Origin of the sequence: Stenotrophomonas mexicanensis, from assembly GCF_032911605.1 — a bacterium.
GTDB classification, from domain to species: Bacteria; Pseudomonadota; Gammaproteobacteria; order Xanthomonadales; family Xanthomonadaceae; genus Stenotrophomonas; species Stenotrophomonas maltophilia_A.
The window spans coordinates 61,813-86,361 of record NZ_JAWJTG010000005.1 but is presented as its reverse complement, the minus strand read 5'-3'; the positions used below and the strand labels follow the sequence as shown (position 1 = coordinate 86,361).

Here is a 24,549-nt window from a genome sequence, read left to right as displayed (position 1 = left end):
CAACCAAGGTGGGCACCTACCAGATGCTGGCCGCTGCAGTCGTCATTACCCCACGGCATAAGCGTTTGTGACGCAATCGGCACATCTGCAGATTGGGAGTGTGAAGAGGTAGGGGGTTGTTCGTTGTGTCGCGTTTGGCTCGTTGCGATGGGGCAGTTCCGCCCCGCCGTCCTGCCATGCCGATTCACAACAGAAGGATTCGTGTATGAAGCGACACACGCAACGCTCCGCGCCACCGCGCTCCGCGCGCCTGGCCCTTGCCACTGCCCTGGTGCTGGGCAGCCTGGCCGCCACCGCCCAGGCCCAGCAGGCCGATCCGCTGGCCGGGCGTCAGTGGCATCTGCTCAACACCGGACAGGCCGCACTGGGCGATACCCTGCCGGTGGCTGGCAACGATCTGAACGTGGATGGCCTGTTCCGCAATGGCATCCGTGGCCAGGGCGTCACCATCGCCATCGTCGATGACGGCCTGCAGATCGCACACCCGGACCTGGCCGCCAACGTTGCGGCGGTCGCCGGCAAGAACTTCGCCAATCAGAGCAACAACCCCTCACCGTCCAATCCCGACCGCGACAATCACGGCACCATGGTCGGCGGCATCGCCGGTGCAGTAGGTGCCAACAACCTGGGCGTGCGCGGCGTGGCCCCGGCGGCCACCCTGAAGGGCTTCAATTTCCTGGCCTCCAATGCCCAGGGCAATTCGAATTCCAACATCGAGTACTCGTGGTGGGACGGCGCCGAAGTGGCCGACGTAGGGGTCTTCAACAACAGCTGGGGCTCCAGCCCGGGCAACCCCAACCTGCCGCTCGCCTATAGCCAGAACGACATCGCCGCCTATGAGCAGGCCATGTCCGGCACCCGTGGCGGGCGCGGTGGCATCTACGTGAAGGCCGCCGGCAACAATCACAACAACGGTGCACGCTCGGATGGCACCGACATCTGCTCGGCAGACACCAAGAACCGCAACACGGGTTGCATTCCGGCGGGCCGCGACCCGCGTAACAACCTGTTCAACGTGATCACCGTTGCCGCCGTGCGCGCCGATGGCGTGCGCTCGTCCTACTCGTCCACCGGCTCGGCGCTGTGGGTGTCCGGCTTCGGCGGCGAGAACGGCTGGCAGCGCCAAGTCGTGCCGGGGCAGCTGGCGATCCGCTACGATCCGGCCATCCTCACCACCGATGTCACCGGCTGCGCGCAGGGCAGCAACAAGAACACGAGCCTGCGCAACACCTTGGACGGCGACCAGTCTGCCATCGACAGCACCTGCAACTACACCGGCAAGATGAACGGCACCTCGGCGGCCACGCCGATGGTGTCGGGCGTGGCGGCACTGCTGCTGGAGACCAACCCGAACCTGTCCTACCGCGATGTGAAGTACATCCTGGCCACCACCGCCACCCGCACCGATCCGAACCGGGCAGCGGTGACCCACTCCGACGGCCGCGTGCTGGTGCCGGGCTGGACGGTGAATGCCGCCGGCCGTGCCTACAGCAACTGGTACGGTTTCGGTGTGGTCAACGCGGCACGCGCGGTACAGGTCGCAGAAGACTTCCAGCCGCTGGGTGCACTGGTGGATAGTGGCTGGCGCAACACGACGCGCACCGTGGCCATCGGCAATACCTCGGCGGCCGCGGCGCGCCTGACCTTCCAGCTCGCCAACGGTGCGCGCAACATCGAGAGCGTGCAGCTCGGCTTCCGCGTCAACCACAGCAACACACGCCAGCTGCAGTTCGTGCTGATCTCGCCCAGTGGCACCCGCAGCGTGGTGCAGCCGGCATTCACCGCCATCGGCTCTGGCCTCAACGGCGTCCAGCGCAACTTCACCAACTGGGACCTGCTGTCCAGCAATGCCTTCCTGGATGAGAACGCCACGGGCACCTGGACGCTGGAAGTCACCGACCTGGGGCAGGCCGCGAACGCTGCATCGCGTGGCAACCTCGAATTCTTCAAGATCCGCGTTCTGGGGCACTGATGATGAAGACGACCATTCTGTTGAGCACCCTCGCCCTCGCGGCGATGACCACCACCGCCTGGGCACAGAGCTCGGGCCAGATACCTCCGGCGAAGACCTTGTCGACCGTAGACACGCAGCAGTTGAAGGCGGAGGCCACTGGCCGTTCGTTCAATGTGGGCGGCTCGCGCTTCCAGCTGGCACCGTCGGCAACCGTGCAGCAGGCCAGCGGCGGCCAGTTCCGGATCACCACCGGGGCTGATGCCAGCGCGGCGGCCGTCGGCACCCGCAGCAAGCGGTCCACGGATGCGTCTACCGGTGTGGCCGCACGTGCGGATGCCGGTGCCAGCAAGTTTGCGGCCGCTGTCTCCAACGATGGCGCACCGGTCGTGGCGACCTCGCGGGTCAAGGTGTTCTTCACCGATGCGGCTTCGGCGCAGCGTGCGGCCACCGCCACCGGCGGCACCGTGGTGAAGGTATCCAAGGCCTCGGGCCGCGCGATTGTGGAGTATCCGTCGGTGAACGCGGCACTGGATGCGACCACCAAGATGCTGTCGACTGCCGGCATCAAGGCAGCCGAGCCGGACGTGGTGCAGTGGGAAGAAACCAAGTAAGGCGTTGAGTGGTGCCCCCGGCCGGTTGGCTCTCCTGGCCGGCCGGGGGATTGGTGTGTGGGGGGTGTGCCGACCAACGGTCGGCACCCACCAGATTCATTCACCGCGTGTCGACCAAGGTCGACACCTACCGGGCAGCGAGCGTGTCGCTTTGCTTGAGGTGGCAGCTGGCCAGCGGGCCGTTGCCGGCGGCCGGATGGCCAGGCTCGAGCAGCAGGCGCTGCACGTCCGAGAACAGCTTGTCCACCGGCATGCCATAGGGCGCGAACAGGCGCAGGCGGCCTTGGCGATCAAACACGTAGCCGCCGGCGATGTGGCTCATGGTGTAGGTGTCCGGCACCGGGCCGGGTTCCTTTTCGTAGAACGCCTTGAAGTCGCTGGCCATCGCGGCCAGTTGTGCTTCGTTGCCGACCAGTGCGATCGCCTTGGGGTCGAACGCTTCCACATAGGTGCGGGCGACTTCGGGCGTGTCGCGTGCGGGATCGACACTGACGAACACTACCTGCAGCTGGTCGGCATCCTTGCCCATCAGGTGCTTGACCTGGCTGAGCTCGACCATGGTGGTCGGGCACACGTCCGGGCAGCTGGTGAAGCCAAAGAACAGATAGGTCACCTGCCCCTGCAGGTCCTTCGGCCCACGCACGGTGCCGTGGCTGTCGGGCATCGACCACTGCTGGCCGAGCTCTTCGCAGGCGATGTCCTTGGAATAGAAGTCCATGCGCGACTGCGCACTGCAGCCGGCCAGCAGGCCGATGGCCAGGCCTGCCAGCAGCGGCAGGCGGAAACGGGGAGAGAACAACGAACGGGCAACAGCAGCAGGACGCTTCACGGGTACCACCAACGCAGACGCGGGCGGGGTCTCGGTCAGGCCTGCCCGTGGGGGAAAGAGGACGGAGGTGCCGGGGTGATCGCGCGGTCCATGCCAATCACCCCGGCCACGGTCAGTTGATCATCATGTGGTAGTGCATGCTCCAGATGATCCAGACCGACAGTGCGACGACGATGAACAGGATCACCAGGGTGAACACGAAGCTGGCCAGGTTCCAGCCACCTTCGGACTTACGGTCCATGTGCAGGAAATAGACCAGCTGCACCAGGATCTGCGCCACCGCGAAGCCGACCAGCAGGAACAGCGTGAGCGGCCGCGACAGCACCGGGTTCATCACCAGCGCGAACGGCACCACGGTCAGCAGCGCGCACAGCACGAAGCCGATCAGGTAGGACTTGGTGGAGCCGTGCGCATTGCCGGCGCGCGAGGTTTCGACGTGGGCCATGTCAGAAGGCTCCGATCAGGTAGACGAAGGTGAAGACGCAGATCCACACCAGGTCCAGGAAGTGCCAGAACAGGCTCAGGCACGACACGCGGGTGATGTTGGTCGGGGTCAGGCCGCGGCGGTAGACCTGGTGCATGACCACCGCCATCCAGATCAGGCCGCTGGCCACGTGCAGGCCGTGGGTGGCGACCAGCGCGAAGAACGCCGACAGGTAGGCACTGGTGCTGGGGCCCGCGCCTTCGTGGATCAGGTGCGAGAACTCGTAGATCTCCATGCCGATGAACGAGGCACCGAGCACGAAGGTCACGCCCAGCCAGCGCAGCACTGCCGAGGTGTCGTGACGATGCATCGCCAGCACGGCCTGGCCGTAGGTGATGCTGGAAACCAGCAGCAGGAAGGTCTCGGCCATCACGAACGGCAGCGAGAACAGGTCCTTGCCGGTGGGGCCGCCGGCGTAGGCGGTGCTGAGCACCGCGTACGAGGCGAACAACGAACCGAACAGCACCAGGTCGGACATGAGGTAGACCCACATGCCGAACACCTTCATGCCGCCCTGTTCGTGGCCATGGTCGTGTTCGTGGTGGTCCTCGTGCGCCTGCGTGTCGCTGGCCAGCTCGGGGCGGGTCAACAGGTTCATGCGCGTACCTCCTTCAGCTTGGCAAGGTTGGCCGCTTCGGTGCGCGCCACCTCTTCGGAACTGACGTAGTAGTCCACGTCCTCGTCATAGGACCGCACGATCAGGGTCACGATCATCGCGATGAAACTGGCCGCGGCCATCCACCAGATGTGCCAGACCAGGGCGAAGCACAGCACCAGGATCCAGATGTTGAGGATCAGCGGCACGCCGGTGTTCTTCGGCATGTGGATCGGTGCGTACTTCTTCGGCGGCGGCGGCAGGCCGCGCTTCTTCGCTTCGTGGAAGGCATCCAGCTCATCGGCCTTGGGCACCACGGCGAAGTTGTAGAACGGCGGCGGCGACGGCGTGGCCCATTCCAGCGTGCGTGCATTCCACGGGTCGCCGGTCAGGTCCAGGTTGCGCTTGCGGTCGCGCACGCTCACGTAGATCTGCACCAGCATCAGGATGATGCCCGCGAACACGAACAGTGCACCGATGAAGGCGGCGATCAGGTAGGGCGTCCACGCCGGGTTGTCGTACTGGTTCATGCGGCGGGTCATGCCCATGAAGCCGAGCATGTACAGCGGCATGAAGGCCAGGTAGAAACCGATCACCCAGCAGGCGAACGACCATTTACCCAGGCGCTCGTTGAGGGTGAAGCCGAACACCTTCGGGAACCAGTAGGCGAAGCCGGCCAGGTAGCCGAACAGCGCGCCGCCGATGATGGTGTTGTGGAAGTGCGCGACCAGGAACAGGCTGTTGTGCAGCAGGAAGTCCGCGCCCGGAATGGCCAGCAGCACGCCGGTCATGCCACCGATGGTGAAGGTGACCAGGAAGGCAATGGTCCACAGCATCGGCACGCTGAACTCGACGCGGCCGCCGTACATGGTGAACAGCCAGGTGAAGATCTTCACGCCGGTGGGAATGGCGATGATCATCGTCATGATGCCGAAGAAGGCATTGACGCTGGCACCGGAACCCATGGTGAAGAAGTGGTGCAGCCAGACGATGAACGACAGGATGCCGATCGCCAGCGTGGCGCCCACCATCGACTTGTAGCCGAACAGCTTCTTGCGCGCGAACGTGGCGGTCACTTCAGAGAAGATGCCGAACGCCGGCAGCACCAGGATGTACACCTCCGGGTGGCCCCAGGCCCACACCAGGTTCACGTACATCATCGGGTTGCCACCCAACGTGTTGGTGTAGAAGTTGAAGTCCAGGTAACGGTCCAGGGTGAGCGCACCCAGTGCCACGGTCAGGATCGGGAAGGCGGCGATGATGATCACGCTGGTGACAAGCACGGTCCAGGTGAACACCGGCATCTTCATCAGGGTCATGCCCGGCGCACGCATGCGCAGGATGGTGATGAACAGGTTGACGCCGGTCAGCAATGTGCCGATACCCGAGGCCTGCAACGCCCAGATGTAGTAGTCCACGCCCACGCCTGGACTGAACTCGATGCCCGACAGCGGCGGATAGGCCACCCAGCCGGTCATGGCGAATTCGCCAACGCCCAGCGAAATCATCATCAGCGCAGCGCCGACCACGAAGATCCAGAAGCTGAAGGCGTTGAGGAACGGGAACGCCATGTCGCGCGCGCCGATCTGCAGCGGCACGATGATGTTCATCAGGCCGACCACGAACGGGGTGGCCACGAAGAAGATCATGATCACGCCGTGCGCGGTGAAGATCTGGTCGTAGTGCTCAGGTGGCAGGAAGCCATCACTGCCCGGGCCAGCCGCCGCCAGCTGCGCGCGCATCATCAGCGCATCGGCAAAGCCACGCACCAGCATGACCAGCGCTACCACCACGTACATGATGCCGATCTTCTTGTGGTCCACGGTGGTGAACCAGTCACGCCACAGCGGGCCCCACAACTTGAAGTACGTCACTGCGCCGAGCAGCGCGAGGCCACCCAGCACCATGGCCGCCAATGTGACCACGACGATCGGCTCGTGCAGCGGCACGGCCTCCCACGTCAATTTACCCAACATGTTCGTTACTCCTGGGAAACCTGGGCACCACCGGCAGCGCCCGCCGGGGTAGCAGCAGCGGTGTTCTCACCAACGCCGATGAACTGGTCGATGACCTTCTTGAACAGCAGTGGTTCAACACTGGAGAAGTGCTGCACCGGTGCGTTCTTCGACGGCGCGGCCAGCGCCTTGAACTGCGTGAAGCTGAGGGCGTCCGGCGCGCTGCGCACCTCGGCCACCCAGCGCTCGAACTCTTCGTTGCTGCTGGCGGTGGCGATGAACTTCATGTTCGAGAAGCCATGCCCGCTGTAGTTGCCGGACATGCCACGGAACTGGCCGGGCTCGTTGGCGATCAGGTGCAGCTGCGTGCGCATGCCGGCCATCGCGTAGATCTGCCCACCCAGCTGCGGGATGAAGAAGGTGTTCATCGTCGAGTTGGAGGTGATGTTGAACGCCAGCGGGCGGTCGACCGGGAAGTTGAGCTGGTTGACCGTGGCGATGCCCAGGTCCGGATACACGAACACCCACTTCCAGTCGGTGGCGATCACGTCCACATGCAGCGGCTCACCGGCCACGTCCAGCGGCTTGTAGGGGTCCAGCTCGTGGGTGGACTTCCACACGATCACCGCCAGCACCGCGATGATGATCAGCGGCACGCCCCAGACCACGATCTCCACCTTGGTGGAGTGCGACCAGTCAGGCATGTATTTGGCTTTGGTATTGCCGGCGCGGTAGCGCCAGGCGAACACGAAGGTCAGCACGATGGCCGGTATCACCACGATCAGCATCAGGCCGATGCAGATCAGGATCAGGTCGCGCTGGGCGAGCCCGACCATGCCCTTCGAATCCAGCAGCACCCAGTCACAGCCCGACAGGCCGACGCAGGCCAGGGCGACCAGCGCCAGGCGGATGCGGTTCCAGCAGATATTCATTGGAGGTCAACCCTGTTGAAGAAGCGCGCTTGACCGGCTCGCCTGCGCGCAGCGCCCGGGCGTGGAGCGGCTACACTGTGGGTACGAGGTCGCCTACAAGCAGGCGAACCACTCCAATCAAGCCCATACAAGATACATCATTGTATGGAATTGTGCATCTGTACGTATGGAAAAAACTGACCGATGACGCCACCTGCCGCCGGCCGCCGCCTGAAACACCCAAATCGCACCTGGGTTCGCCCCTTCCGCGAGGGCGCCGGCCCGCTGTATCTGCAGATTGCCCAGCAGGTGCGTGAGGCGGTGGATGACGGCGTGCTGCGCCCGGGCGACCGCCTGCCGCCGCAGCGCGACCTGGCCCAGCAGGTGGGCGTGGACCTGACCACGGTCACCCGTGCCTTCGCCGAGCTGCGCCAGGCCGGCCTGCTCGATGCGCAGGGCGCCGGTGGCACCTTCATCGCGCTGTCGGCCGGCAACCGCAGCACCTCGGTGGACCTGAGCATGAACATCCCGCCGCTGCTGGGCAGCGCGCCGTTCGCACAGGGCATGGAGGCCGGCTTCCAGCACGTGGGCCAGCAGCTGGGCCAGGGCGAACTGATGAGCTATCACGTCGGCGCCGGCACCCGCGAGGACCGCGCCGCTGCAGTGCAGTGGCTGGCGCCGATGCTGGGCACGGTGGGGGCCGACCAGGTGGTGATCTGCCCCGGCGCGCAGACCGCGCTGTGCGCGCTGATCCTGGCCCGCACCCAGCCGGGCGAGCTGATTGCCGCCGAGCAGCTGACCTATCCGGGCCTGCTGGCTGCCGCGCGCGTGCTGCAGCGGGGCGTGGTGCCGGTGGCGATGGACGCCGAAGGCATGCTGCCCGAAGCGCTGGAGGAGGCCTGCCAGCTGCGCCGCCCGCGCCTGCTGTACCTGGTGCCGACCATCCAGAACCCGACCACGGCGACGATGTCGGCGCAACGCCGGCAGGCCCTGCTGGCGGTCGCCAAGCGCCACGATCTGACCGTGATCGAAGACGATCCCTACTGGTTGCTGGCCGGAGACGCCGCGCCGCCGCTGGCCGCGCACCGCGATGCCGGCTGCCCGGTCTATTACATCTCCACCCTGTCCAAGTGCCTGGCCCCGGGCCTGCGCACCGCCTACCTGGTGGTGCCGGCCGGCGAGCCGATGGAACCCGTGCTGGATGCGCTGCGCGCAATCGCACTGATGCCGACCCAGTCGATGGTAGCGGTGGCCTCGCAGTGGATCCGCAGCGGCCAGGCCCAGGACATGGTGCAGCGCTTCCAGCAGGAACTGCGCGAGCGCCAGGCCATTGCCGCCCGTTACCTGCCGGCCCGCGCCCAGGCGCATCCGGCCGGCCTGCATGTGTGGCTGCCGCTGCCGCCGCGGCTCGACCAGTACCGGTTGATCCAGGCCGCACAGGAGCAGGGGCTGGGCATTGCCAGCTCCGATGCCTTCAGCGTGGAAGAACCGCCACCGGGCAACGCGATCCGCCTGTCGTTGGGCGGCGCGGTCGACCAGGGCGCGCTGGCCGGGGCGCTGGCCAAGCTGAACGAGATCCTGTCCGAGGCCCCCGAGGCACGCCACAACGCCATCGTCTGAACGGGGCGCATGGCGCTTTATCCATACAAGATGATATTTTGTATGCAATGTATGGATGAAGGGACGTGCATCGATGCGCGCCGAGAAAATGAAATTCCACCTGGTGATGGCCGGGTGCGGTGGCTTTGTGGCGTTGATGCTGGCCGCGCTGGCCTGGGTCTGCCTGCAGCCGCAGACCGTGGATGTGCAGGCCGCCGAACGCCACGCCATCGAGCAGTGCGTGCAGCGCAGCGAGGATCCGTCGCGTAGCGAGATCCAGCGCCGCGCGCAGGCCGATTCCTGCCGCGAGATGCGCAAGCAGTACGTGCACAAGTTCGGCCGGGAAGATTCCTGATGGGCGCAGCCGCGCCGCGTCGCCGCTGGCTGCTGCCGACGATGATCGCCCTCGCCTGCCTGTTCATGGCCGGCGTGGCAGCTGCGTTGTGGCAGTACTTCGGCTACAGCGCGCAGTCCACCTTCACCGAACAGGCCATCGTCTTCGACGATTCGCAGCTGCGCCTGCCGGCCGATCTGGCCGGTGATACCGGCCGCATCCGCGTGGTGCATTTCTGGGACCCGGCGTGCGCGGTCTGCAACCGCGAGACCGGTGCGCACCTGAGCTACCTGATCAGCATGTACCGCCGCGCCGGCATCGACTTCTATGCCATCCGCCGCCCGGGTACGCAGGGCGAGCTGCCCGAGCCACTGCGCAACAAGGTGATCAACCTGCCGACCATCGACGGCATCGAACACATTCCGGCCAGCCCCGCCGTAGCCATCTGGGATCGCCAGGGCCACCTCGCCTACGCAGGACCGTACAGCATCGGCATGGTCTGCAACTCGGCCAACAGCTTCGTCGAACCGCTGCTGGACAGACTGGTGCGCGGCGAGACCGTGCGCCCGAAAGGACTGCTTGCCGTGGGCTGCTACTGCCCCTGGCAGGCCAAGCGCTGAGGACGCGCAATGACATCACTGACGCTGGCCGGCGTGGTCGCCGCAAACAACAACGGCGGTCACCTGTCCGAACCGACCGATGGTTATGGACAGGCTCCCGCCGTTGGAAGCAACGATACGCCCCGACATGCTCCGTACATGCCGCGACCGGATGTCGCAGCCCGCGAATGGGTGCAGGACGTACTCGCGCACAGCGGGCCGATCTACCTGCGCATCGTCAACTCGCTGGAACGCACGGTGCGCCGCGGTGGTCTCGCACCGGGACAGCGCCTGCCTTCGCAACGCGCGTTGGCGCAGCAGCTCGGTATCGACCTGACCACGGTCACCCGCGCCTTCGATGAAGCACGCAAGCGTGGCCTGATCGAAGCGCGTGGACCACAGGGCAGTTTCATCGCACCGCCCAAGGCCGGCTTCGACCAGGTGGTGGACCTGAGCATGAACGTGCCGCCGGTGCCCGATGCCGATGCGCTGGCCGAGACGCTGCGGCGTGGCGCGGCCGCCGTGCTTGCGCGCAGCAACGCGCCGAACCTGATGACCTATCACCTGGGCGGTGGCAACCCCACCGACCGCCACGCAGCGGCGCGCTGGCTGCAGTCGATGCTGGGAAAGGTGGACGATGCCTGCCTGCTGCTGACCGAAGGCGCACAGGTGGCGCTGGCGTCGATCCTGGTCAGCCAGGGACGCGACGACGACGCGATCCTGTGCGATGCGCTGGTCTATCCGGGCCTGCTGCAGGCCGCTGCCGCACTGGGCCGGCGCCTGCTGCCGGTGGACAGCGACGAACACGGCATGTGCCCCGATGCACTGGCCCGGCTGGCACGCGAAAGCGGCGCGCGGTTGGTCTATCTCAATCCCACCTGCCAGAACCCGACGGCACTGACCCTGCCGCTGCATCGGCGCGAAGCGCTGGCGCGCGTGCTGGAAAGCGAACGCCTACTGGCGATCGAAGACGATCCGTACTGGCACCTCGCCGAGGATGCACCGACACCGCTGGCGGCGCTGGCACCGCGCCATGTGTTCTACGTGGCGACGCTGTCGAAGGTGATCAGCCCCGGTCTGCGCACCGCCTTCGTGCGCTGCCCGAGCGCGGCGCATGCCGAGGCGATGACCGCTGCGTTGCGGGCGACGCGGTTGATGGGTCATCCGCTGGTCTCGGCGCTGGCCAGCCAATTGCTGCTGGATGGTTCGGCGCAGTCACTGCTGGCGCAGGTGCGCACCGAGGCGCGCGAGCGCATGCGCATGGCGCGCTACCTGCTGGCGCCGTCGCTGCTGCAGCGGGCAGAGGGCCTGCATGCGTGGTGTCGGATACCGGCACCGTGGACCGATGCCACCCTGGTGCGTACCGCACAGCTGCAGGGGCTGGCGATCGCGCCGTCATCGGCGTTCTGCCTGCCGGGGGTATCGCACCAGAGCGGCGTGCGGCTGTCGTTGGGGCTGGCGGCGGATCGCCGGCAGCTGGAAAGTGCGCTGCGGCGGATTGATCGGTTGTTGTTGTCGGATGCGTTGCCGGCGATCGAGCGGTAGGCCTGGTAGCAACGGCATGCACGGATCATGAGGTTGCCGGCCAGCGGCCGGCACTACCCCAATGCCACCAGCGCCTGCACCAGCGCATCCATCTGCTCCGGCCGGGTGAACACCGACGGCGTCACCCGCACGCATGCGCCGGAATCCAAACCATCGCGATGGGTGGTGAACACGCGATGCTCATCCAGCAGGCGCTTCTGCAGCGCGAGGTTGTCAGCCACGCTGGTGCGCCCGCGCAGGCGAAAGCTGGCCAGCGCACTGGCCAGCGCCGGGTCCGGCGAGGACAGCACTTCGATATGCGCCATCTGCCGCGCCGGCACGGTCCAGCGCTCACGCAGGTAGCGCAGGCGCGCCTGCTTGTTGGCCACGCCGATGCGCTGGTGCAGGGCAATGGCGTCCGGCAGTGCCAGGTAGGCGGCGAAGTTGACCGTACCGGTATGCACGCGGCTGCCCACGCGGCCGTCGTCGGTCTCCCCCATGTACGGGTCAAGATCGGCCACACGGCCCTTGCGTACGTACATCGCGCCGACGCCGACCGGCGCACCGATCCACTTGTGCAGATTGATGCCGACGAAATCAGCCTTGAGCTGCGGCACCGCGTAGTCGATCTGGCCGAACCCATGCGCCGCATCGACGATCACGTCGATACCACGTGCACGCGCACGTTCGGCGATCTCGGCCACCGGCAGCACCAGCCCATGGCGATGGCTGACCTGGGTCAGCAGCACCAGCTTCAGGCGTGGCAGCCGCGCGAATGCGGCCTCGTAGGCCTGCAGGATCTGCGCGTGGTCGGGCACGGCCGGTAGCGCGATACGCTCGACCTGCACGCCGCGACGCTGCTGCAGCCAGTGCATCGCGCCGATCATGCTGTCGTAGTCGATGTCGGCGTAGAGCACCTGGTCGCCAGGCTGCAGGCGGTTGTAGCCGCCGATCAGCGCCAGCATCGCCTCGGTGGCACCACGGGTCAGTGCGATCTCGTCGGCACCCACGCCCAGCAACTCGGCCACCTGCCGCTGCACCGCCATGTACTGCGCCGGAAACTCACGACGACCGTACCAGGCGTTGCCACGGTTCACTTCAGCGGTATGGCGCTGGTAGCTGGCCAGCGTCTCGCGGCCCATCGCGCCCCAATAGCCGTTCTCCAGGTGGTTCACTTCGTCGGTAATGTCGAAGTGGCTGGCTACGGCGGCCCAGTAGCCTTCATCGTGGGCCAGCACGTTGGGCGCCACGGTCGTTGCGGGAATCTGCATGGGCGCAGCGTAACGCGCGGCCGCCTTGGCCGGCAGTGAAGACAGCGCGGCTGCGGCCGGCAGCAAGGTGCCGGCACGTAGCAGGGAGCGGCGCGTGCGGTCCATCAGAAGCTCAGCCGGTACTGCGCGTAGAGGTTGGCACCGTCGGTGTCGTACGGCGCGTTGCGCGAGTAGACCAGGCCACGGCTGGCCTGGAAGACCGCCTCGTCCGGGTAGCGGTCCAGCACATTGTCGGCGCCGACGCGCAGGCTGTGGTGCTCGTTGATGCGATAGCCCACGGCCAGGTCGAGGAAGCTCATCGCGCCGAAGCGCTGGTAGATATCGCCCACCGCATTGCCGCTGGCGTCGGTCCAGGCGCCGTAGTAGCGCATGCGCGCCATCAACGACCAGGCACCGATGTCCCAGCTGCCGGTCAGGCTGCCCTTGTGCTCGGGCAGGCGGTCTTCGAACAGCACACGCTGGGTTTCGTTGGTGGCCACCGAGGTGCTGCCGTTGTCCACCCGCGTACGGTTGTAGTTGTAGGCCAGGGTCAGCGTCATGCGGCCCGCGCCGAGGTCGCGCAGGTAGTTGCCGACCACATCCACGCCGGTGGTGGTGGTATCGAAGTCGTTGGTGAAGTAGTTCACCGAGGTATAGCCCAGCGGATTGGGAGTACCAGCCGGAATGACGAAACTGGCCGACTGGCTGAAGCGATCGGTGAGCTTGATCTGGTAGACGTCGACCGAACCGGACAGGCCCAGGTCGGTGCGCCAGGTCAGGCCCAGCGACGCGGTACGCGATTCCTCCGGCTTCAGCGGCCTGGCACCGAGCAGCTGGGCCAGCGGATCGTTCGGCGACAAGCGGCCACTGGTGAAGATCTGCAGCGTGCGCGTATCCAGGCCCTGGGTGGTGCTGGTGGTATTGAGCTGCGCCGGTGTCGGTGCGCGGAAGCCCGTGGACACCGTGCCGCGCAGGGCCACGTCCGGGGTGATCGCGAAACGTGCCGACAGCTTGCCGTCCAGGGTGCTGCCGAAGCTGGAGAAGTCCTCGTAACGGCTGGCCGCACCGATGCTCCAGCGCTCGCCCAGCGGCATTTCCATATCCACATAGGCCGCCTTGCTGCGCTGGCTCCACTGCCCGGCCTGGCTGGCCGAGAAGCCCGGTGCGCCGTTGGAGTTGGCCTCCAGGCCCGCGGCCGCGCCCGGGCCTACCGCGTACGAGGCCGGATCACCGGCGCGCACCTGGTAGGTCTCCTGGCGGAACTCACCACCGAAGGCGACGTTGATCGGCTTGGACAGCGCGGCCACGTCCCACTCGTAAATGAAGTCGGCGTTGGCGTTCTTCTCGGTCTGGGTCAGGCGGCCGAGATCGAACGCGGTCGGGCTGGCCGGGCCGAGCGAGGCGTTGATGGAGTTCTTCAGGCTGTAGTCGATGGCGTTGCGGCCATACGACGCGCTGACATCCCAGCGCAGCTTCGGGGTGATCTCGCCACGCAGGCCACCGACCAGTTGCAGGTCGTTCTGGACGTTGCCGTACTGCGGGCTGAAACCCACCGGATAGATCGAACGCAGGTTCCAGCCGGGGAAGATCGCAGTGGTGCGGTAAGCACCGGTGGTGGTATCCGGATTGCGCCAGTTGAAATCGCTGACGCCATCGCTGTGGCTGTACAGGCCGAACGCATACAGCTCCAGCGTGTCGCTGGCATTGGCCTTCACGTTGAAGCCGACACGGCGGCTTTCCAGTTCCGGCTGGCCCCAGCGCTGTACCGGGTTGGGCACGTCCAGATCCGGATGCGCGGCCTGGAAGGCAATGGCATCGGGGCGTTGGCGGGTGCGCGAGGTGGCGTCGGAGTTGGACGATTCGGCGAACAGCACCAGGCTGCCGTAGTCACCCAGCGACCAGCCGGTGCGCGCACTGAAATCGCGCGACGTGCCATCGCCCTGCGCATACTGCGAATAGCCGGCAGTGATCTCGGTACCGGGGCCATCCTCGAGAATGATGTTGATGACGCCGGCGATGGCGTCCGAGCCGTACTGCGCCGACGCACCATCGCGCAGCACTTCGATGCGCTTGATCGCGCTGGTCGGAATCTGTGCCAGGTCGGCCGCCTGCGCGCCACGGTTGCCGAGCAGCGCGCTGCGGTGGAAGCGACGACCGTTGACCAGCACCAACGTCTGGTCCGGCGACAGGCCACGCAGCGTGGCCGGGCGCACGAACACCTGGCCATCCGCCATCGGCAGACGCTGCACCACGAACGACGGCACCAGCTGCGCCAGCACGTCCTTCAGGTCGGTGGATTCAACGGACTTGATGTCTTCCTTGGTGAACACGTCCACCGGCGCCAACGTTTCGAACTGGGTGCGGTTGGAGGCGCGGGTGCCGGTGACCAGCATCGCGTCGAGCTGGGTGGGCGCCGCACGGCTGCCCGCCGGGGCATCGACCGCATCGGCCTCCGCTGCGATCGCGCCTCCTGCGCTGGCCATGGAAAGGGCGAGGAGGATGGAACGCGAAAGCTTCGAACGATGCACGGCAGGGCTCCGGGAGGACGCGACAGGGCCAGCACCTGCTCGGACACAACAGGCGTGGACAAGGCGCGCAGTCTCGGCGCGATCTGTGAAGGAGCCATGACGTCAGTGCGACAGCTTGATGCCGCTGCAGCGCAAGAACTGCTAAACGAAGCGCCACGCGATCCGCTACTGTGCCCGGCATTGGATTCGGGGAACGGCAGGATGAGCGCGGCAGGCAAGGCGTTGTGGTACATCGAAACCCATGCGGACCGGCCATTGGCACTGGCCGATATTGCCGCCGCAGCGGGGCTTTCGCCGTTCCATCTGTCGCGCCTGTTCCAGGCCCGCACCGGCACCTCGGTGGTGCGTTATCTGCGGGGACGGCGCCTGACCGCTGCCGCGCAGCGGCTGGCCAACGGGGCGGGCGACATCCTGCAGGTGGCACTGGGCGCGGGCTACACCACCCATGCCGCGTTCACCCGCGCCTTCAGCGAACAGTTCGGGCAGACCCCGGAGCGGGTACGCGAACAAGGCACCGATGGGCTGGCGCTGGTGCAGGCGATCCGCGTGGACGATGCGCCGACTGCCTGCGGTGAAGCGCCGCGCCTGCTCGATACCCCTGCCTTCCAGGTCGCGGGTATCGGCATGCGGCATACCCGCGACAGCGGCGGTGCGATACCCGGACAGTGGGCGCAGCTCAACCGGGAATGGCCGACGCCGGCGCCGATCAGCTTCGGCGTGTGCTGCAACAGTGATGACGATGGCGGCTTCGACTACATCGCCGCACTGCCGGCCAGCGCGGTGCCGAGCGTACCTGCGCACTGGCAACGCGTGGACATTCCGCCGCGCTGCTACCTGGTGGCCTGGCACGGCGGGCACATCTCGACCATCCGCTCGACCTGGTTCTGGCTGCTGGACCACTACCTTCCCGGCTCCGGGCTCAGCCTGGCCGATGCCCCGGACCTGGAACGCTACGACTCCCGCTTCGATGAGCATACCGGCAACGGCGGCGTGGAAATCTGGCTGCCAGTGGACGAACGCCCACGCTGACAAGGAGTTGAGGATGCGCATGACAGCCACTGTGATGGGAATGATGCTGCTGGCCTCCGCGGGGGCCGTCAGCGCTGGCGAGCCTTGGAAAGCAGGCGAACGCCACGGCACCACCATAGTGGCCAGCGCCGCGGTTCGCGATGCGCAGCATCGCGACGCCCTGCGCTACACGGTCTGGTATCCCGCGCCCGCTGGCAGCACGGAAACCGCCCTGACCATCGGTCCGCCCGATGCGCCGCTGTTCGACGTCGGCCGCTCAGCCATGAATGCCCCGATCGCGGGCAAGCGCCTGCCGACGATGCTGCTCTCCCACGGCAACGGCGGCAGCGCGCGCATGATGGGCTGGTTGGGCACGGCATTGGCGCGCGCCGGGTATCTGGTAATCGCGGTCGATCATCCCGGCAACAACGGCGTGGACGAGATGACCCTGCCCGGCAGCGTACTGAGCTGGTTGCGTGCGGATGACCTGCGCTCGGCACTCGCTGCAGTACAGGCCGATCCGCTGCTGGGTCCGCATGTCGACCCTGAGCGACTGGGTGTGGCCGGGTTCTCGGCCGGAGGCTACACCGCGCTGCTGGCCGCCGGTGCACGCCCCGACCTGCAGCGGCTGTTGGCCTTCTGCCGCGCGCACCCGGATGACGGCGTCTGCCGGCCACAACAGGAAACCGCCACGCACACGATGGACGCGCGTGTTGCCGCTGCGGGCTCACCCGCGATGTCTCCCTGGATCTCCCACGCCAACGACTCGCGCGCGATCCCCGGCGTGCGTGCGGCATTCCTGCTGGCACCCGCGATCGTGCAGGCGTTCGCGCCCGAGCAGCTGTCCTCGCTGAGGCAGCCAGTGTCGATCGTGCTGGGCGAGGCTGACACGGTTGCGCCACCGCAGAGCAATGGCGAGGCTGCACAGACACTGATTCCGGGCGCTGTGCTGCAGCGTCTGCCGGATGTCGGTCACTACGACTTCCTGGCGGCCTGTACAGCGGTTGGTGTGCAGAGGCTGCCCGAGCTCTGCAGCAGTTCGGTTCCGAAGGCGGACACCCACGCGCAGGCAGTGGATGCCGCGGTGCGATTCTTCGCCGAAGCACTGCGGTAGTGGCCGCCGGGCATGGCCCGGCGCTACAGTGGGCGCATCCACGGAGGATCGGCCATGCGCCTGCTTCACCTCACCCTGCCAGTGTCCGACGTCACCACCGTCGCTACGTATTTCCACGATGTGCTGCAGCAGCGCGTGGTCGGCAATCATGTGCACATCGGCTGGAGCACGATCGAGTTGCAGCCCACTGAAGGACGTCCGGTCGGTGGCGTGCACCTGGCCTTCAACGTACCGGACAACCGCTTCAGCGAGGCGATGACCTGGTTGCGTGAGCGCACGCCGCTGCAACGCAATCCGGCGGGACTGGACTACTTCGCGCTGGAGAGCAGCTGGCAGTCGCAGTCGGTGTACTTCACTGGCCCTGACGGCCTGATCCTGGAACTGATCGGCCGCCGCCGTTTGCCGGCCAGCGCGCGCGAAGGTGCGTTCCACGGCAGCGAACTGACCTGCCTGAGCGAAGTCGGCCTGCCCAGCCACGATGTCGACGCTGTGCGCGAACAATCCAGCCTGCGGTTCGGCCTGCAACCGATCAGCCCGCCGTCGCCGCAGTTCGCGCCGATGGGCGACGACGAGGGCCTGCTGATCGTGGTTGCGGCGGATCGTCGCTGGTTCCCCGAGCAGAAGGACCTGCCGAACGCGCGCGGCTTGCAGCTGCAGGTCGGCGACGTGGCCGGCCCGGGTGTTGTGGAGGACGCCGCGCTCGGCTGGCGGGTACAGGCGACCTGAACTACCAGCTGCCGGACGCGCCGCCGCCGCCGCTGCGGCCGCCGCCTCCAGACCAGCTGCTGGAGCTGCTCGACGACGAACTCGACGAGGACGACGAACGGGACGACGTGCGTTCGCGGGATGATGAAGCCCGGCCGCGTGCGCGCTCGCCCGGCAGCATGGTGAACAACCACACGAAGTACAGCAGTACGCCACATACCCCGGACACGATCATCGCCAGCAATCGTGGATCGTCACCTTCGGCACGATGGACCGCCAGCAACGCGCCCGCGGCATAGCCGAGGGTCAACAGCACCAGCACCGTCATGCGCACGATGAAGCTGCTGCGGTTCTTCTTCCAGCGTGTGCGGCAGGCCTGCACCAGCAGGAACACCATCAGGGCAACAACGCCCGCGGCGGCCTGCAGCAGCAGGTGCCGGGCCAGGCTCGGTGGCAGCTGGCCACGCAGCAGCGCCTGTACCAGGAAGACTGCGCTGAGCATCAGCATGCCGCGCAGCACGATGCGCACACCTCGGCTGCGGCGCCAGCACCAGCCCAGCAGGGCAGCCACCGGCACACCCAGCGCCAGCACGAAGCACAGGCCCGGCAGCACATGGCGTGGCAGCAGCAGCGCCACGGAGAGCACGCCCGCACCCACAACAGCGGCCAGCAGCATCGGGCGCCCCCAGGCCGGCAAGGTCGGCCAGGTTGGTTTTGGTGCCGATGCATTGGCGGCCAGTGCCTTGCGCCGCCGCTCCCGACGGCTGCCGCTGAAATCGGCCTCGGTCTTCGCCAGTGGGAGAGGCGGCGGCGAGCGCCACAGCCCGGCCAGGAAACCGGCCAGCAGGGTCAACGCCAGCACCGAGTCTGCGCGTCGCCAGTCCGCAGGCAGCAGGTTGCTGGCCGTCGGTTCTTCCCATGCCGGCAGGTCCTCGCCATCGATCAGCGCCACCATGATCGTCGTGCCATCGAGCACGCCCTGGTCGACATCGCCCTCACGGAAACGCGGCACGATCGCGTTGTCGATGATGCGAGCGGCGTACGCATCGGGCAGCGCACCTTCCAGGCCGTAGCCGGTCTGGATGCGTACGCGGCGGTCCTGCACCGCCACCAGCAACAGCACACCGTCGTCGACACCGATCCGGCCCAGCTGCCACTGATCGAACACCCGCTGTGCATAGGCCTCGATGCCTTCGCTGCCCACGCTGGGTACCACCAGCACCTGCAGCTGTGCACCTTTCCGTGCCTGCAGCTGCAGCGCCTGCCTGCGCAGGGTGGCGCGGGTGTCGGCGGACAGCGCGTTGGCAGTGTCCACCACGGGATCGTCCAGCGCCGGGACCGGGATTGCCGCCAGCGCTGCCATCGGCAGCAGGCACAGCAGCAACAGCAGCCACACGGTGGCGGCCGCCTGCTGCAAGGCGCGCGCCGGGTTCACGTACCCTGCCCTGCCTCGATCTGCGCATGCAGCGCCTGCAGCTGCGCCGCCGTCTGGTTGAACACCTGCAGATCGGCATCCACCAGGGCCGCCCAGTCAGGCGCGTGCCCCAGCAGTTGCGCCACCTGCTCGTTCGGCGCGCGGTCGAAGCCCTCGCCAAGCACGGCAAGATAGCGCTCACGGAACCCTTCGGGGTCGCGCTGGTCCTGCACGTACAGCTGCACGGCCAGCAGCCCCGCATACAGGTAGTTCACCAGATAGTTCGGGTCTTCATACATCAGACGCTTGCCGATCCAGGTGTTGCGCAGCTGCGGGTAGCGCTCCGGTTGCTGGCCGAAGCGCGCCAGCACCTGCCCGGTCAGCGCGTCCAGGTCATCGGCGGTGCCCAGCGTGCCGGCGGCCACGCCCCGATAGATCGACTGCTCCAGCTGCGCTTCCTCGGAAGAGGTGAACAGCTGCAGCACCATGTCGTCCAACAGCGATTTCAGGTAATAGGCTTTGGCGCGCGGATCCTCTGCCTGCTGGTACAGCTGGTCGCGGAAGCGCAGCTCGTTGTAGATCGCGAACGCCTCGGTCAGCCACTGGCTGCCATTGCGCTGCAGCGGCGACGCATGACCGCGCTGCATCCACTCGCCGTGCACGGCATGACCGGCTTCATGGGCGATCTCGACGTCGCTTTCCAGATCACCACGGCGCAGGCCAACGAACAGCATTGCCGGCACACCGGGAGCGCTCACCGGGAACGCGTCCTGGCTGCGGTCACCACGTTTGGTGGCCAGATCCATGCGCTGGTTGGCCGGATCGAGCAGCGCGCGCAGTTCGGCGACGTACGCCGGCCCCAGGTGCTGCATGGCATCGGCGGCGTTGTCACGCAGCTGCGCCAACGTCAGCACTGGTGGCGTATAGCCGGCATCGGGCACGGTGGTATCCCAGATCTGCGGCGCGTCGATGCCGGATCGCGCAGCGTGGCGCAGCAGCATGTCCTGGTAGGCACGGCGGTCCCCGGCGTGCTGTTCGATCGCCACCAGCGTTGCATCCACTGCGGCAGTATCCAGGCCCATGCGCTGGTAGCCATATGCCGGCGCCGAGCCGTCACCCTGCAGGCGTGCGGCGGCGTCATTCACCTGCACCAGCCCCAGCAGCACCGAGGCCATCGGCTCACGGCGCGAGTGCAGCCCCTGCCAGTAGCCCTTCCAGCCGGCCTCGCGCAGGGCGCGGTCGGGCTGCTGGGCCAGCAGCTGCTTGTCGCGTCCGGTGTCCCAGTGACGACCGCCGTGCTCGATCTGCGGATACTCGGCGCTGCGCAGGATCTGCCCGCGCAGGCGCGCGAAGCTGTCCAGCGCCGGATCGGCCAGTGCCTCCACGGCCTCATCAAGCGCGGCGTTGGCCGGGGTGGCAGCCTCCTTCAGCGCCCGAGTGCGCAGGAAGCCATACGGTGCTGCCCACGCCGCATCTGCGGGCGCCTCGCGCAGTGCGGCGCGACCACTGCGAGCGATGCGGCTGCACAGCCCCGCTGCCTGCTCCATCGCCTGTGCCGGTCGAAGATCGCGCGCGTTGCGGGCGGACTGCAGATGCAGGTAGCCGAGATGACGCAGGCACAGCGCCTCCAGTGCCTCGGCCTGCTGGAAGCGTTCCGCCGGTGCGAGGGTGGACGCCTGCTGCAGGGCCTCGACGCGCTTGCCCAACGCGTCGCGCGCGGTCTGTTCGGACGCGGCGCTGGCGAAGTAGGTGCGGTCATCGGCATGCACCGACTGTGCCTGCGCGCCGCTGAAGGGGGCTATCGCCAATACGGCGGCAATGGCGGCGGTGGTGGTGCGCTCCCTGAAAGCCTGCATCGGCGTCTCCCTGCCTGGACCAGGGATCGAGCCTAGCAGCCGCCGGCCCGCCGCGCCTGTGCCGGATCAGCCATCAGATCGACTCATCCTCACGCTTGACCAGCGTCCAGCACGGCGCCTGCGCAAAGGTATACGTCTGCTGGTCGCTGCTGTCCGGCGTACGGATCTGCACCTGCCGCTGTCCATCGGCCAGGAGGCTGACCTGCATTTCGCGGCCCTGCCCGGCCAGTGCGGCGGGATCAGGCATCACCGGCCACTCGACATCGGCCCGCGCCAGCCGGCTTTCCACCTTGCGTGGTTCCGGCTCGGCCTCGGCATCGATGTAGCTGTCCAGCAGCGGATCGGCGGTGGCCTTTTCCTGCAACGCGATCTCGTTGCCGAAATGCTTCAGGAACGCATCGAAGTCCGGGTAGAGGCATTCACCGCGTGCAGCCACAGCTGTGGGCTCGGCGGGGGTGGTCGCCGGCGCCGCTGCGGTAGGTGAGGCTTCGGTCGCGGTATGCGGTGCCTGCGGCGCTGGCGTGCAGGCAACCAGCACCACGGCGCAGGCGAGCATCAGCACTGCGGCAGAACGGTATCGACACATGGGCTCATCCTGAATCCGGTCCGGTCGCTCCATGCTACCGCGCACCCTACAATTCAGGCATTCCGCTTGTCCGAGAGTCCTCATGCATCGCCTCCTGCTCCTGATCGGCCTGCTGCTGCCCGCCCTGTGGCCGGCGGTGGCGAGGGCCGTCGATGTCCACGAAGGCGACCTGCTGTTCGTCACCGCCGGCCGCAGCGGTCTCAGTGCAGCCATCGACGATGCCACCGGCAAGCAGGGCGCGCCCAGCTTCGATCACGTCGCGCTGGTCGCTTCCGCGCCGAAGGACTGGGAGGTATTGCATGCAGACGAGAAAGGATCGCGGCGGCAATCGCTGTCCGAGTTCCGCCAGGACGCGAGAGCAAAGCAGCGGCAGATCGTGGTCTATCGCCTGCACGCACCGCAGCAGCCGGCAATCAAGGATGCAATCGCCACCGCGCGCACGATGCTCGGCAAGCCGTACAACACGTCGTATGTGTTGAACGAGGACAGCTACTACTGCTCGGACTTCATCGAACGCGCCTTCCGTGCGCACCACGTGTTCGCATTGCAGCCGATGAATTTCCGTAACCCGCAGACCGGGGAGATTTCCCAGCACTGGATTGAGCTGTACCGCGGCATGGGCATGGACGTGCCGCAGGATCAGCCCGGCACCAATCCCAACGACATGTCGGCGGCGCCGGTGCTGCAGCGTATCGGCGTGCTGGAATAAGCAAAGCCCCGCACGGGGCGGGGCTCTGCGTATTACAGGAGGTGGGTACCGACGTCACTCTTCCTCGTCCTGCCCACCCTGCTGCTGGTTCTGGTTGCGCTTCTGCTGTTCCTGCTGCTGTTGCTGCTGCTGATCGCGGCCACGGCCCTGCTGCTGATCCTGTTGGTTCTGCTGGCCCTGCTGCTTCTGGTTCGGGTTCTGGTTCTGCTGTGCCATGTCCGATCTCCAAAGCCACTCGCGGAATGCGGTGGACGTGGCCATCGTCTGCAGCGAATGGTTAATCACGCGTGGGGGGGCGGCTACATCTGTGTGTACGCCTGTGAATGAACGCGCGGAAGCCCTTGTGGCACAAGCGGCTGAAGGATTCATGCGGGATCGGCATGTGCTCATGCCATCTTCAGCCCGCACGCATTCATGGCGTTCGCAGCCGGAAACACGCGCTGAACCAGGTTGGCTTCCCGGCTCACGCAGGGAAGCCAACTCTGCCTTCAGGGCATCACCGGCGGCACATAGGCCAGTGTCATGCCCAGCAGCCACAGCAGGCCCAGCACCAGCGGGATGTGCACCAGCAGCTGGATGAAGGTGAAGCCCACGATGTCGCGTGCCTTCAGGCCCAGCACGCCCAGCAGCGGCAGCATCCAGAACGGGTTGATCAGGTTCGGCAGCGCTTCGGCTGCGTTGTAGACCTGTACCGCCCAGCCCAGGTGTGCCTTCAGTTCGTTGGCGGCCTGCATCACGTACGGCGCTTCGATGATCCACTTGCCGCCACCGGAGGGCACGAAGAAGCCCAGCACCGCCGAGTAGACGCCCATCACCAGCGCGAACGTATCGGTGCTGGCTACGTGCACGAACAGGCTCGACAGCCGGTGCGCCAGCGTCTGTCCATCGCCGCCGGCAGCGTGGGTGAGGATCATCGCGATACCCCCGTACAGCGGGAACTGGATCAGCACGCCGGTGGTGCTCGGTACCGCCTTGGCGACCGCGTTGAGGAAGCTGCGCGGCCGCCAGTGCAGCAGCAGGCCCAGCGAAATGAACATGAAGTTGTAGGTATTGAGGTTGGCGATGGCGGTGACCACCGGCTTGTTGGCGAACTCGTTGAACAGCCAGCCGAACGCCAGCAACGAGAGCAGCACGGTCAGCAGCGGGCTGTATTCCAGCCACTCGCCCGGGCGCGTGCGCCGCTGCAGCGGTTCCGGCTCGGCCTGCGCGGCGCCCGGGAACTCCTCGGCGGTGCGGGCGCTGCCGGCGGCCGGTGCGGTCAACCAGGCAATCAGCAGCGAAACCAGGATCAGCGCCGCGGTCAGTGCGATCGACTGCCACAGGAAAATGGTTTCGGTGAACGGCAGGACGCCGGTGATCTCGACCAGCCCCGGCGGCATGCTGGCCGGGTTGGCCTGCAGCTGCGCGGCCGAGGAACTCAGCCCCATCGCCCACACCGCACCCAGACCGAGGTACGCCGACGCACCGGCCGCGCGGTAGTCCATGCGCAGTTCGGTACGGCGGGCCAGCGCGCGCACCAGCAGGCCGCCGAACACCAGCGAGAAGCCCCAGCTGAGCAGCGAGGCCAGCATGCTGACCAGGCCCACGTATACCACCGCACCACGGCCGGTGCGCGGCACACGGGCGAGGAAATCGATGAAGCGTGCGACCACCGGAGCGGTGGCCACGGCGTAGCCACCGATGACCACGAAGGCCATCTGCATGGTGAACGGAATCAGGCTCCAGAAGCCATCACCGAAGGCGCTGGCGGTGGCCTGCGGGGTGGAGCCGAAGCTCATCGCCGCCAGCGCGACGATGACCACGCCCAGTACCGCGAATACATACGCATCGGGGAACCACTTTTCCGCCCAGGCCGCCGAGCGCAGCGCAGCGCGCGCCATCCAGCCGTCCTGTACTGCTGCCGTCGAGGCCATCGCCTACCCTCCCAGGTTCGATGGACCGATTCTGGGCGGTGGGGTGCGGGCTGTCTGCCACCTATTGGTCG

The 24,549-nt window shown here is 66.8% G+C and carries 22 protein-coding genes; 10 read left to right on the top strand and 12 right to left on the bottom strand.

The window, feature by feature from the left end; all coding sequences use genetic code 11:
• Positions 1 to 205: 205 nt before the first annotated feature.
• Together R1L06_RS04220 and R1L06_RS04215 are read left to right on the top strand one after the other, a co-directional pair.
• Positions 206 to 1,972 carry a S8 family serine peptidase gene (locus R1L06_RS04220; RefSeq protein ID WP_317216989.1) on the top strand — a complete coding sequence of 589 codons (1,767 nt, stop codon included), beginning with the start codon at positions 206 to 208 and terminating at the stop codon, positions 1,970 to 1,972.
• Positions 1,972 to 2,565 (top strand): DNA breaking-rejoining protein, encoded by a 594-nt coding sequence (locus tag R1L06_RS04215; RefSeq protein WP_317216988.1) that lies wholly within the window; start codon positions 1,972 to 1,974, stop codon positions 2,563 to 2,565. Before R1L06_RS04220 ends, R1L06_RS04215 begins: the two co-directional genes overlap by 1 nt.
• 127 nt (positions 2,566 to 2,692) lie before the next feature.
• Here R1L06_RS04215 and R1L06_RS04210 read toward each other — a convergent pair whose 3' ends face one another.
• The 5 genes from R1L06_RS04210 to cyoA form a co-directional block, all read right to left on the bottom strand.
• Entirely contained in the window at positions 2,693 to 3,364 is a 672-nt protein-coding gene (locus R1L06_RS04210) for an SCO family protein (RefSeq protein WP_049421128.1), read from the bottom strand.
• Positions 3,365 to 3,506: 142 nt separating this feature from the next.
• Positions 3,507 to 3,839, bottom strand: a complete 333-nt coding sequence (gene cyoD / locus R1L06_RS04205) for a cytochrome o ubiquinol oxidase subunit IV (RefSeq protein ID WP_006399830.1) — start codon at positions 3,837 to 3,839, stop codon at positions 3,507 to 3,509.
• A 1-nt stretch (position 3,840) separates the two neighbouring features.
• Positions 3,841 to 4,476: a cytochrome o ubiquinol oxidase subunit III gene (cyoC, locus tag R1L06_RS04200; RefSeq protein WP_080281857.1), complete on the bottom strand. Its 636-nt coding sequence runs from the start codon at positions 4,474 to 4,476 to the stop codon at positions 3,841 to 3,843.
• Positions 4,473 to 6,449 carry a cytochrome o ubiquinol oxidase subunit I gene (cyoB, locus tag R1L06_RS04195; RefSeq protein ID WP_006474876.1) on the bottom strand — a complete coding sequence of 659 codons (1,977 nt, stop codon included), beginning with the start codon at positions 6,447 to 6,449 and terminating at the stop codon, positions 4,473 to 4,475. Before cyoB ends, cyoC begins: the two co-directional genes overlap by 4 nt.
• Before the next feature lie 5 nt (positions 6,450 to 6,454).
• Entirely contained in the window at positions 6,455 to 7,360 is a 906-nt protein-coding gene (cyoA, locus tag R1L06_RS04190) for a ubiquinol oxidase subunit II (RefSeq protein WP_049421129.1), read from the bottom strand.
• 183 nt (positions 7,361 to 7,543) lie between these two features.
• Between cyoA and R1L06_RS04185 the strand changes: the two genes are divergently transcribed.
• Genes R1L06_RS04185 through R1L06_RS04170 form a run of 4 tightly spaced genes read left to right on the top strand, consistent with a single transcriptional unit; the run spans position 7,544 to position 11,416 of the window.
• The gene (locus R1L06_RS04185) at positions 7,544 to 8,959 is read left to right on the top strand and encodes an aminotransferase-like domain-containing protein (protein ID WP_049421130.1); all 1,416 of its coding nucleotides are present in this window, start codon (positions 7,544 to 7,546) and stop codon (positions 8,957 to 8,959) included.
• A 55-nt stretch (positions 8,960 to 9,014) separates the two neighbouring features.
• Complete coding sequence (locus tag R1L06_RS04180; protein ID WP_317216987.1) at positions 9,015 to 9,293, top strand: hypothetical protein; 279 nt, start codon at positions 9,015 to 9,017, stop codon at positions 9,291 to 9,293.
• Positions 9,293 to 9,892, top strand: coding sequence for a DUF6436 domain-containing protein (locus tag R1L06_RS04175; protein WP_032127099.1), 600 nt, complete (start codon positions 9,293 to 9,295; stop codon positions 9,890 to 9,892). The genes R1L06_RS04180 and R1L06_RS04175 overlap by 1 nt, the downstream gene beginning before the upstream one ends.
• Before the next feature lie 9 nt (positions 9,893 to 9,901).
• Positions 9,902 to 11,416: an aminotransferase-like domain-containing protein gene (locus tag R1L06_RS04170; protein WP_317216986.1), complete on the top strand. Its 1,515-nt coding sequence runs from the start codon at positions 9,902 to 9,904 to the stop codon at positions 11,414 to 11,416.
• 53 nt (positions 11,417 to 11,469) lie between these two features.
• Here R1L06_RS04170 and R1L06_RS04165 read toward each other — a convergent pair whose 3' ends face one another.
• Positions 11,470 to 12,771 carry an aminotransferase class V-fold PLP-dependent enzyme gene (locus R1L06_RS04165; protein ID WP_317216985.1) on the bottom strand — a complete coding sequence of 434 codons (1,302 nt, stop codon included), beginning with the start codon at positions 12,769 to 12,771 and terminating at the stop codon, positions 11,470 to 11,472.
• Entirely contained in the window at positions 12,771 to 15,173 is a 2,403-nt protein-coding gene (locus tag R1L06_RS04160; RefSeq protein ID WP_317216984.1) for a TonB-dependent receptor plug domain-containing protein, read from the bottom strand. The genes R1L06_RS04165 and R1L06_RS04160 overlap by 1 nt, the downstream gene beginning before the upstream one ends.
• Before the next feature lie 201 nt (positions 15,174 to 15,374).
• On the opposite strand from R1L06_RS04160, the gene R1L06_RS04155 reads away from it, so the two are divergent.
• Genes R1L06_RS04155 through R1L06_RS04145 form a run of 3 tightly spaced genes read left to right on the top strand, consistent with a single transcriptional unit; the run spans position 15,375 to position 18,021 of the window.
• Positions 15,375 to 16,202: an AraC family transcriptional regulator gene (locus R1L06_RS04155; RefSeq protein ID WP_317216983.1), complete on the top strand. Its 828-nt coding sequence runs from the start codon at positions 15,375 to 15,377 to the stop codon at positions 16,200 to 16,202.
• Between the two features lie 13 nt (positions 16,203 to 16,215).
• Complete coding sequence (locus R1L06_RS04150; protein ID WP_317216982.1) at positions 16,216 to 17,295, top strand: alpha/beta hydrolase family protein; 1,080 nt, start codon at positions 16,216 to 16,218, stop codon at positions 17,293 to 17,295.
• 54 nt (positions 17,296 to 17,349) lie between these two features.
• On the top strand, positions 17,350 to 18,021 hold the full coding sequence (locus R1L06_RS04145; protein WP_317216981.1) for a VOC family protein: 672 nt from the start codon (positions 17,350 to 17,352) through the stop codon (positions 18,019 to 18,021).
• Position 18,022: 1 nt separating this feature from the next.
• Here R1L06_RS04145 and R1L06_RS04140 read toward each other — a convergent pair whose 3' ends face one another.
• The 3 genes from R1L06_RS04140 to R1L06_RS04130 form a co-directional block, all read right to left on the bottom strand.
• A complete protein-coding gene (locus R1L06_RS04140; protein WP_317217017.1) occupies positions 18,023 to 19,363 on the bottom strand; it encodes a TPM domain-containing protein in 1,341 nt (446 codons plus the stop codon).
• Between the two features lie 68 nt (positions 19,364 to 19,431).
• Positions 19,432 to 21,270 (bottom strand): M3 family metallopeptidase, encoded by a 1,839-nt coding sequence (locus R1L06_RS04135; RefSeq protein WP_317216980.1) that lies wholly within the window; start codon positions 21,268 to 21,270, stop codon positions 19,432 to 19,434.
• A gap of 73 nt (positions 21,271 to 21,343) precedes the next feature.
• Positions 21,344 to 21,856: a hypothetical protein gene (locus tag R1L06_RS04130; protein WP_317216979.1), complete on the bottom strand. Its 513-nt coding sequence runs from the start codon at positions 21,854 to 21,856 to the stop codon at positions 21,344 to 21,346.
• Between the two features lie 82 nt (positions 21,857 to 21,938).
• Here R1L06_RS04130 and R1L06_RS04125 point away from each other — a divergent pair, with 82 nt between their 5' ends.
• Positions 21,939 to 22,565, top strand: coding sequence for a YiiX/YebB-like N1pC/P60 family cysteine hydrolase (locus R1L06_RS04125; RefSeq protein WP_317216978.1), 627 nt, complete (start codon positions 21,939 to 21,941; stop codon positions 22,563 to 22,565).
• 54 nt (positions 22,566 to 22,619) lie between these two features.
• On the opposite strand, the gene R1L06_RS04120 is transcribed toward R1L06_RS04125, so the two are convergent.
• Complete coding sequence (locus tag R1L06_RS04120; RefSeq protein WP_164745118.1) at positions 22,620 to 22,781, bottom strand: hypothetical protein; 162 nt, start codon at positions 22,779 to 22,781, stop codon at positions 22,620 to 22,622.
• Between the two features lie 272 nt (positions 22,782 to 23,053).
• Positions 23,054 to 24,478: a short-chain fatty acid transporter gene (locus R1L06_RS04115; RefSeq protein WP_317216977.1), complete on the bottom strand. Its 1,425-nt coding sequence runs from the start codon at positions 24,476 to 24,478 to the stop codon at positions 23,054 to 23,056.
• Positions 24,479 to 24,549: the final 71 nt, after the last annotated feature.

Bases quoted from the DNA above. Each gene is read 5' to 3' on its own strand.
- R1L06_RS04220 (WP_317216989.1), top strand. From the start codon at position 206: ATGAAGCGACACACGCAACGCTCCGCGCCACCGCGCTCCGCGCGCCTG.
- cyoD (WP_006399830.1), bottom strand. From the start codon at position 3,839: ATGGCCCACGTCGAAACCTCGCGCGCCGGCAATGCGCACGGCTCCACC.
- cyoC (WP_080281857.1), bottom strand. From the start codon at position 4,476: ATGAACCTGTTGACCCGCCCCGAGCTGGCCAGCGACACGCAGGCGCAC.
- cyoA (WP_049421129.1), bottom strand. From the start codon at position 7,360: ATGAATATCTGCTGGAACCGCATCCGCCTGGCGCTGGTCGCCCTGGCC.
- R1L06_RS04130 (WP_317216979.1), bottom strand. From the start codon at position 21,856: ATGTGTCGATACCGTTCTGCCGCAGTGCTGATGCTCGCCTGCGCCGTG.
- R1L06_RS04185 (WP_049421130.1), top strand. From the start codon at position 7,544: ATGACGCCACCTGCCGCCGGCCGCCGCCTGAAACACCCAAATCGCACC.
- R1L06_RS04140 (WP_317217017.1), bottom strand. From the start codon at position 19,363: ATGGCAGCGCTGGCGGCAATCCCGGTCCCGGCGCTGGACGATCCCGTG.
- R1L06_RS04115 (WP_317216977.1), bottom strand. From the start codon at position 24,478: ATGGCCTCGACGGCAGCAGTACAGGACGGCTGGATGGCGCGCGCTGCG.
- R1L06_RS04215 (WP_317216988.1), top strand. From the start codon at position 1,972: ATGATGAAGACGACCATTCTGTTGAGCACCCTCGCCCTCGCGGCGATG.
- R1L06_RS04165 (WP_317216985.1), bottom strand. From the start codon at position 12,771: ATGGACCGCACGCGCCGCTCCCTGCTACGTGCCGGCACCTTGCTGCCG.
- cyoB (WP_006474876.1), bottom strand. From the start codon at position 6,449: ATGTTGGGTAAATTGACGTGGGAGGCCGTGCCGCTGCACGAGCCGATC.
- R1L06_RS04155 (WP_317216983.1), top strand. From the start codon at position 15,375: ATGAGCGCGGCAGGCAAGGCGTTGTGGTACATCGAAACCCATGCGGAC.
- R1L06_RS04170 (WP_317216986.1), top strand. From the start codon at position 9,902: ATGACATCACTGACGCTGGCCGGCGTGGTCGCCGCAAACAACAACGGC.
- R1L06_RS04145 (WP_317216981.1), top strand. From the start codon at position 17,350: ATGCGCCTGCTTCACCTCACCCTGCCAGTGTCCGACGTCACCACCGTC.
- R1L06_RS04180 (WP_317216987.1), top strand. From the start codon at position 9,015: ATGAAGGGACGTGCATCGATGCGCGCCGAGAAAATGAAATTCCACCTG.
- R1L06_RS04150 (WP_317216982.1), top strand. From the start codon at position 16,216: ATGCGCATGACAGCCACTGTGATGGGAATGATGCTGCTGGCCTCCGCG.
- R1L06_RS04175 (WP_032127099.1), top strand. From the start codon at position 9,293: ATGGGCGCAGCCGCGCCGCGTCGCCGCTGGCTGCTGCCGACGATGATC.
- R1L06_RS04120 (WP_164745118.1), bottom strand. From the start codon at position 22,781: ATGGCACAGCAGAACCAGAACCCGAACCAGAAGCAGCAGGGCCAGCAG.
- R1L06_RS04125 (WP_317216978.1), top strand. From the start codon at position 21,939: ATGCATCGCCTCCTGCTCCTGATCGGCCTGCTGCTGCCCGCCCTGTGG.
- R1L06_RS04135 (WP_317216980.1), bottom strand. From the start codon at position 21,270: ATGCAGGCTTTCAGGGAGCGCACCACCACCGCCGCCATTGCCGCCGTA.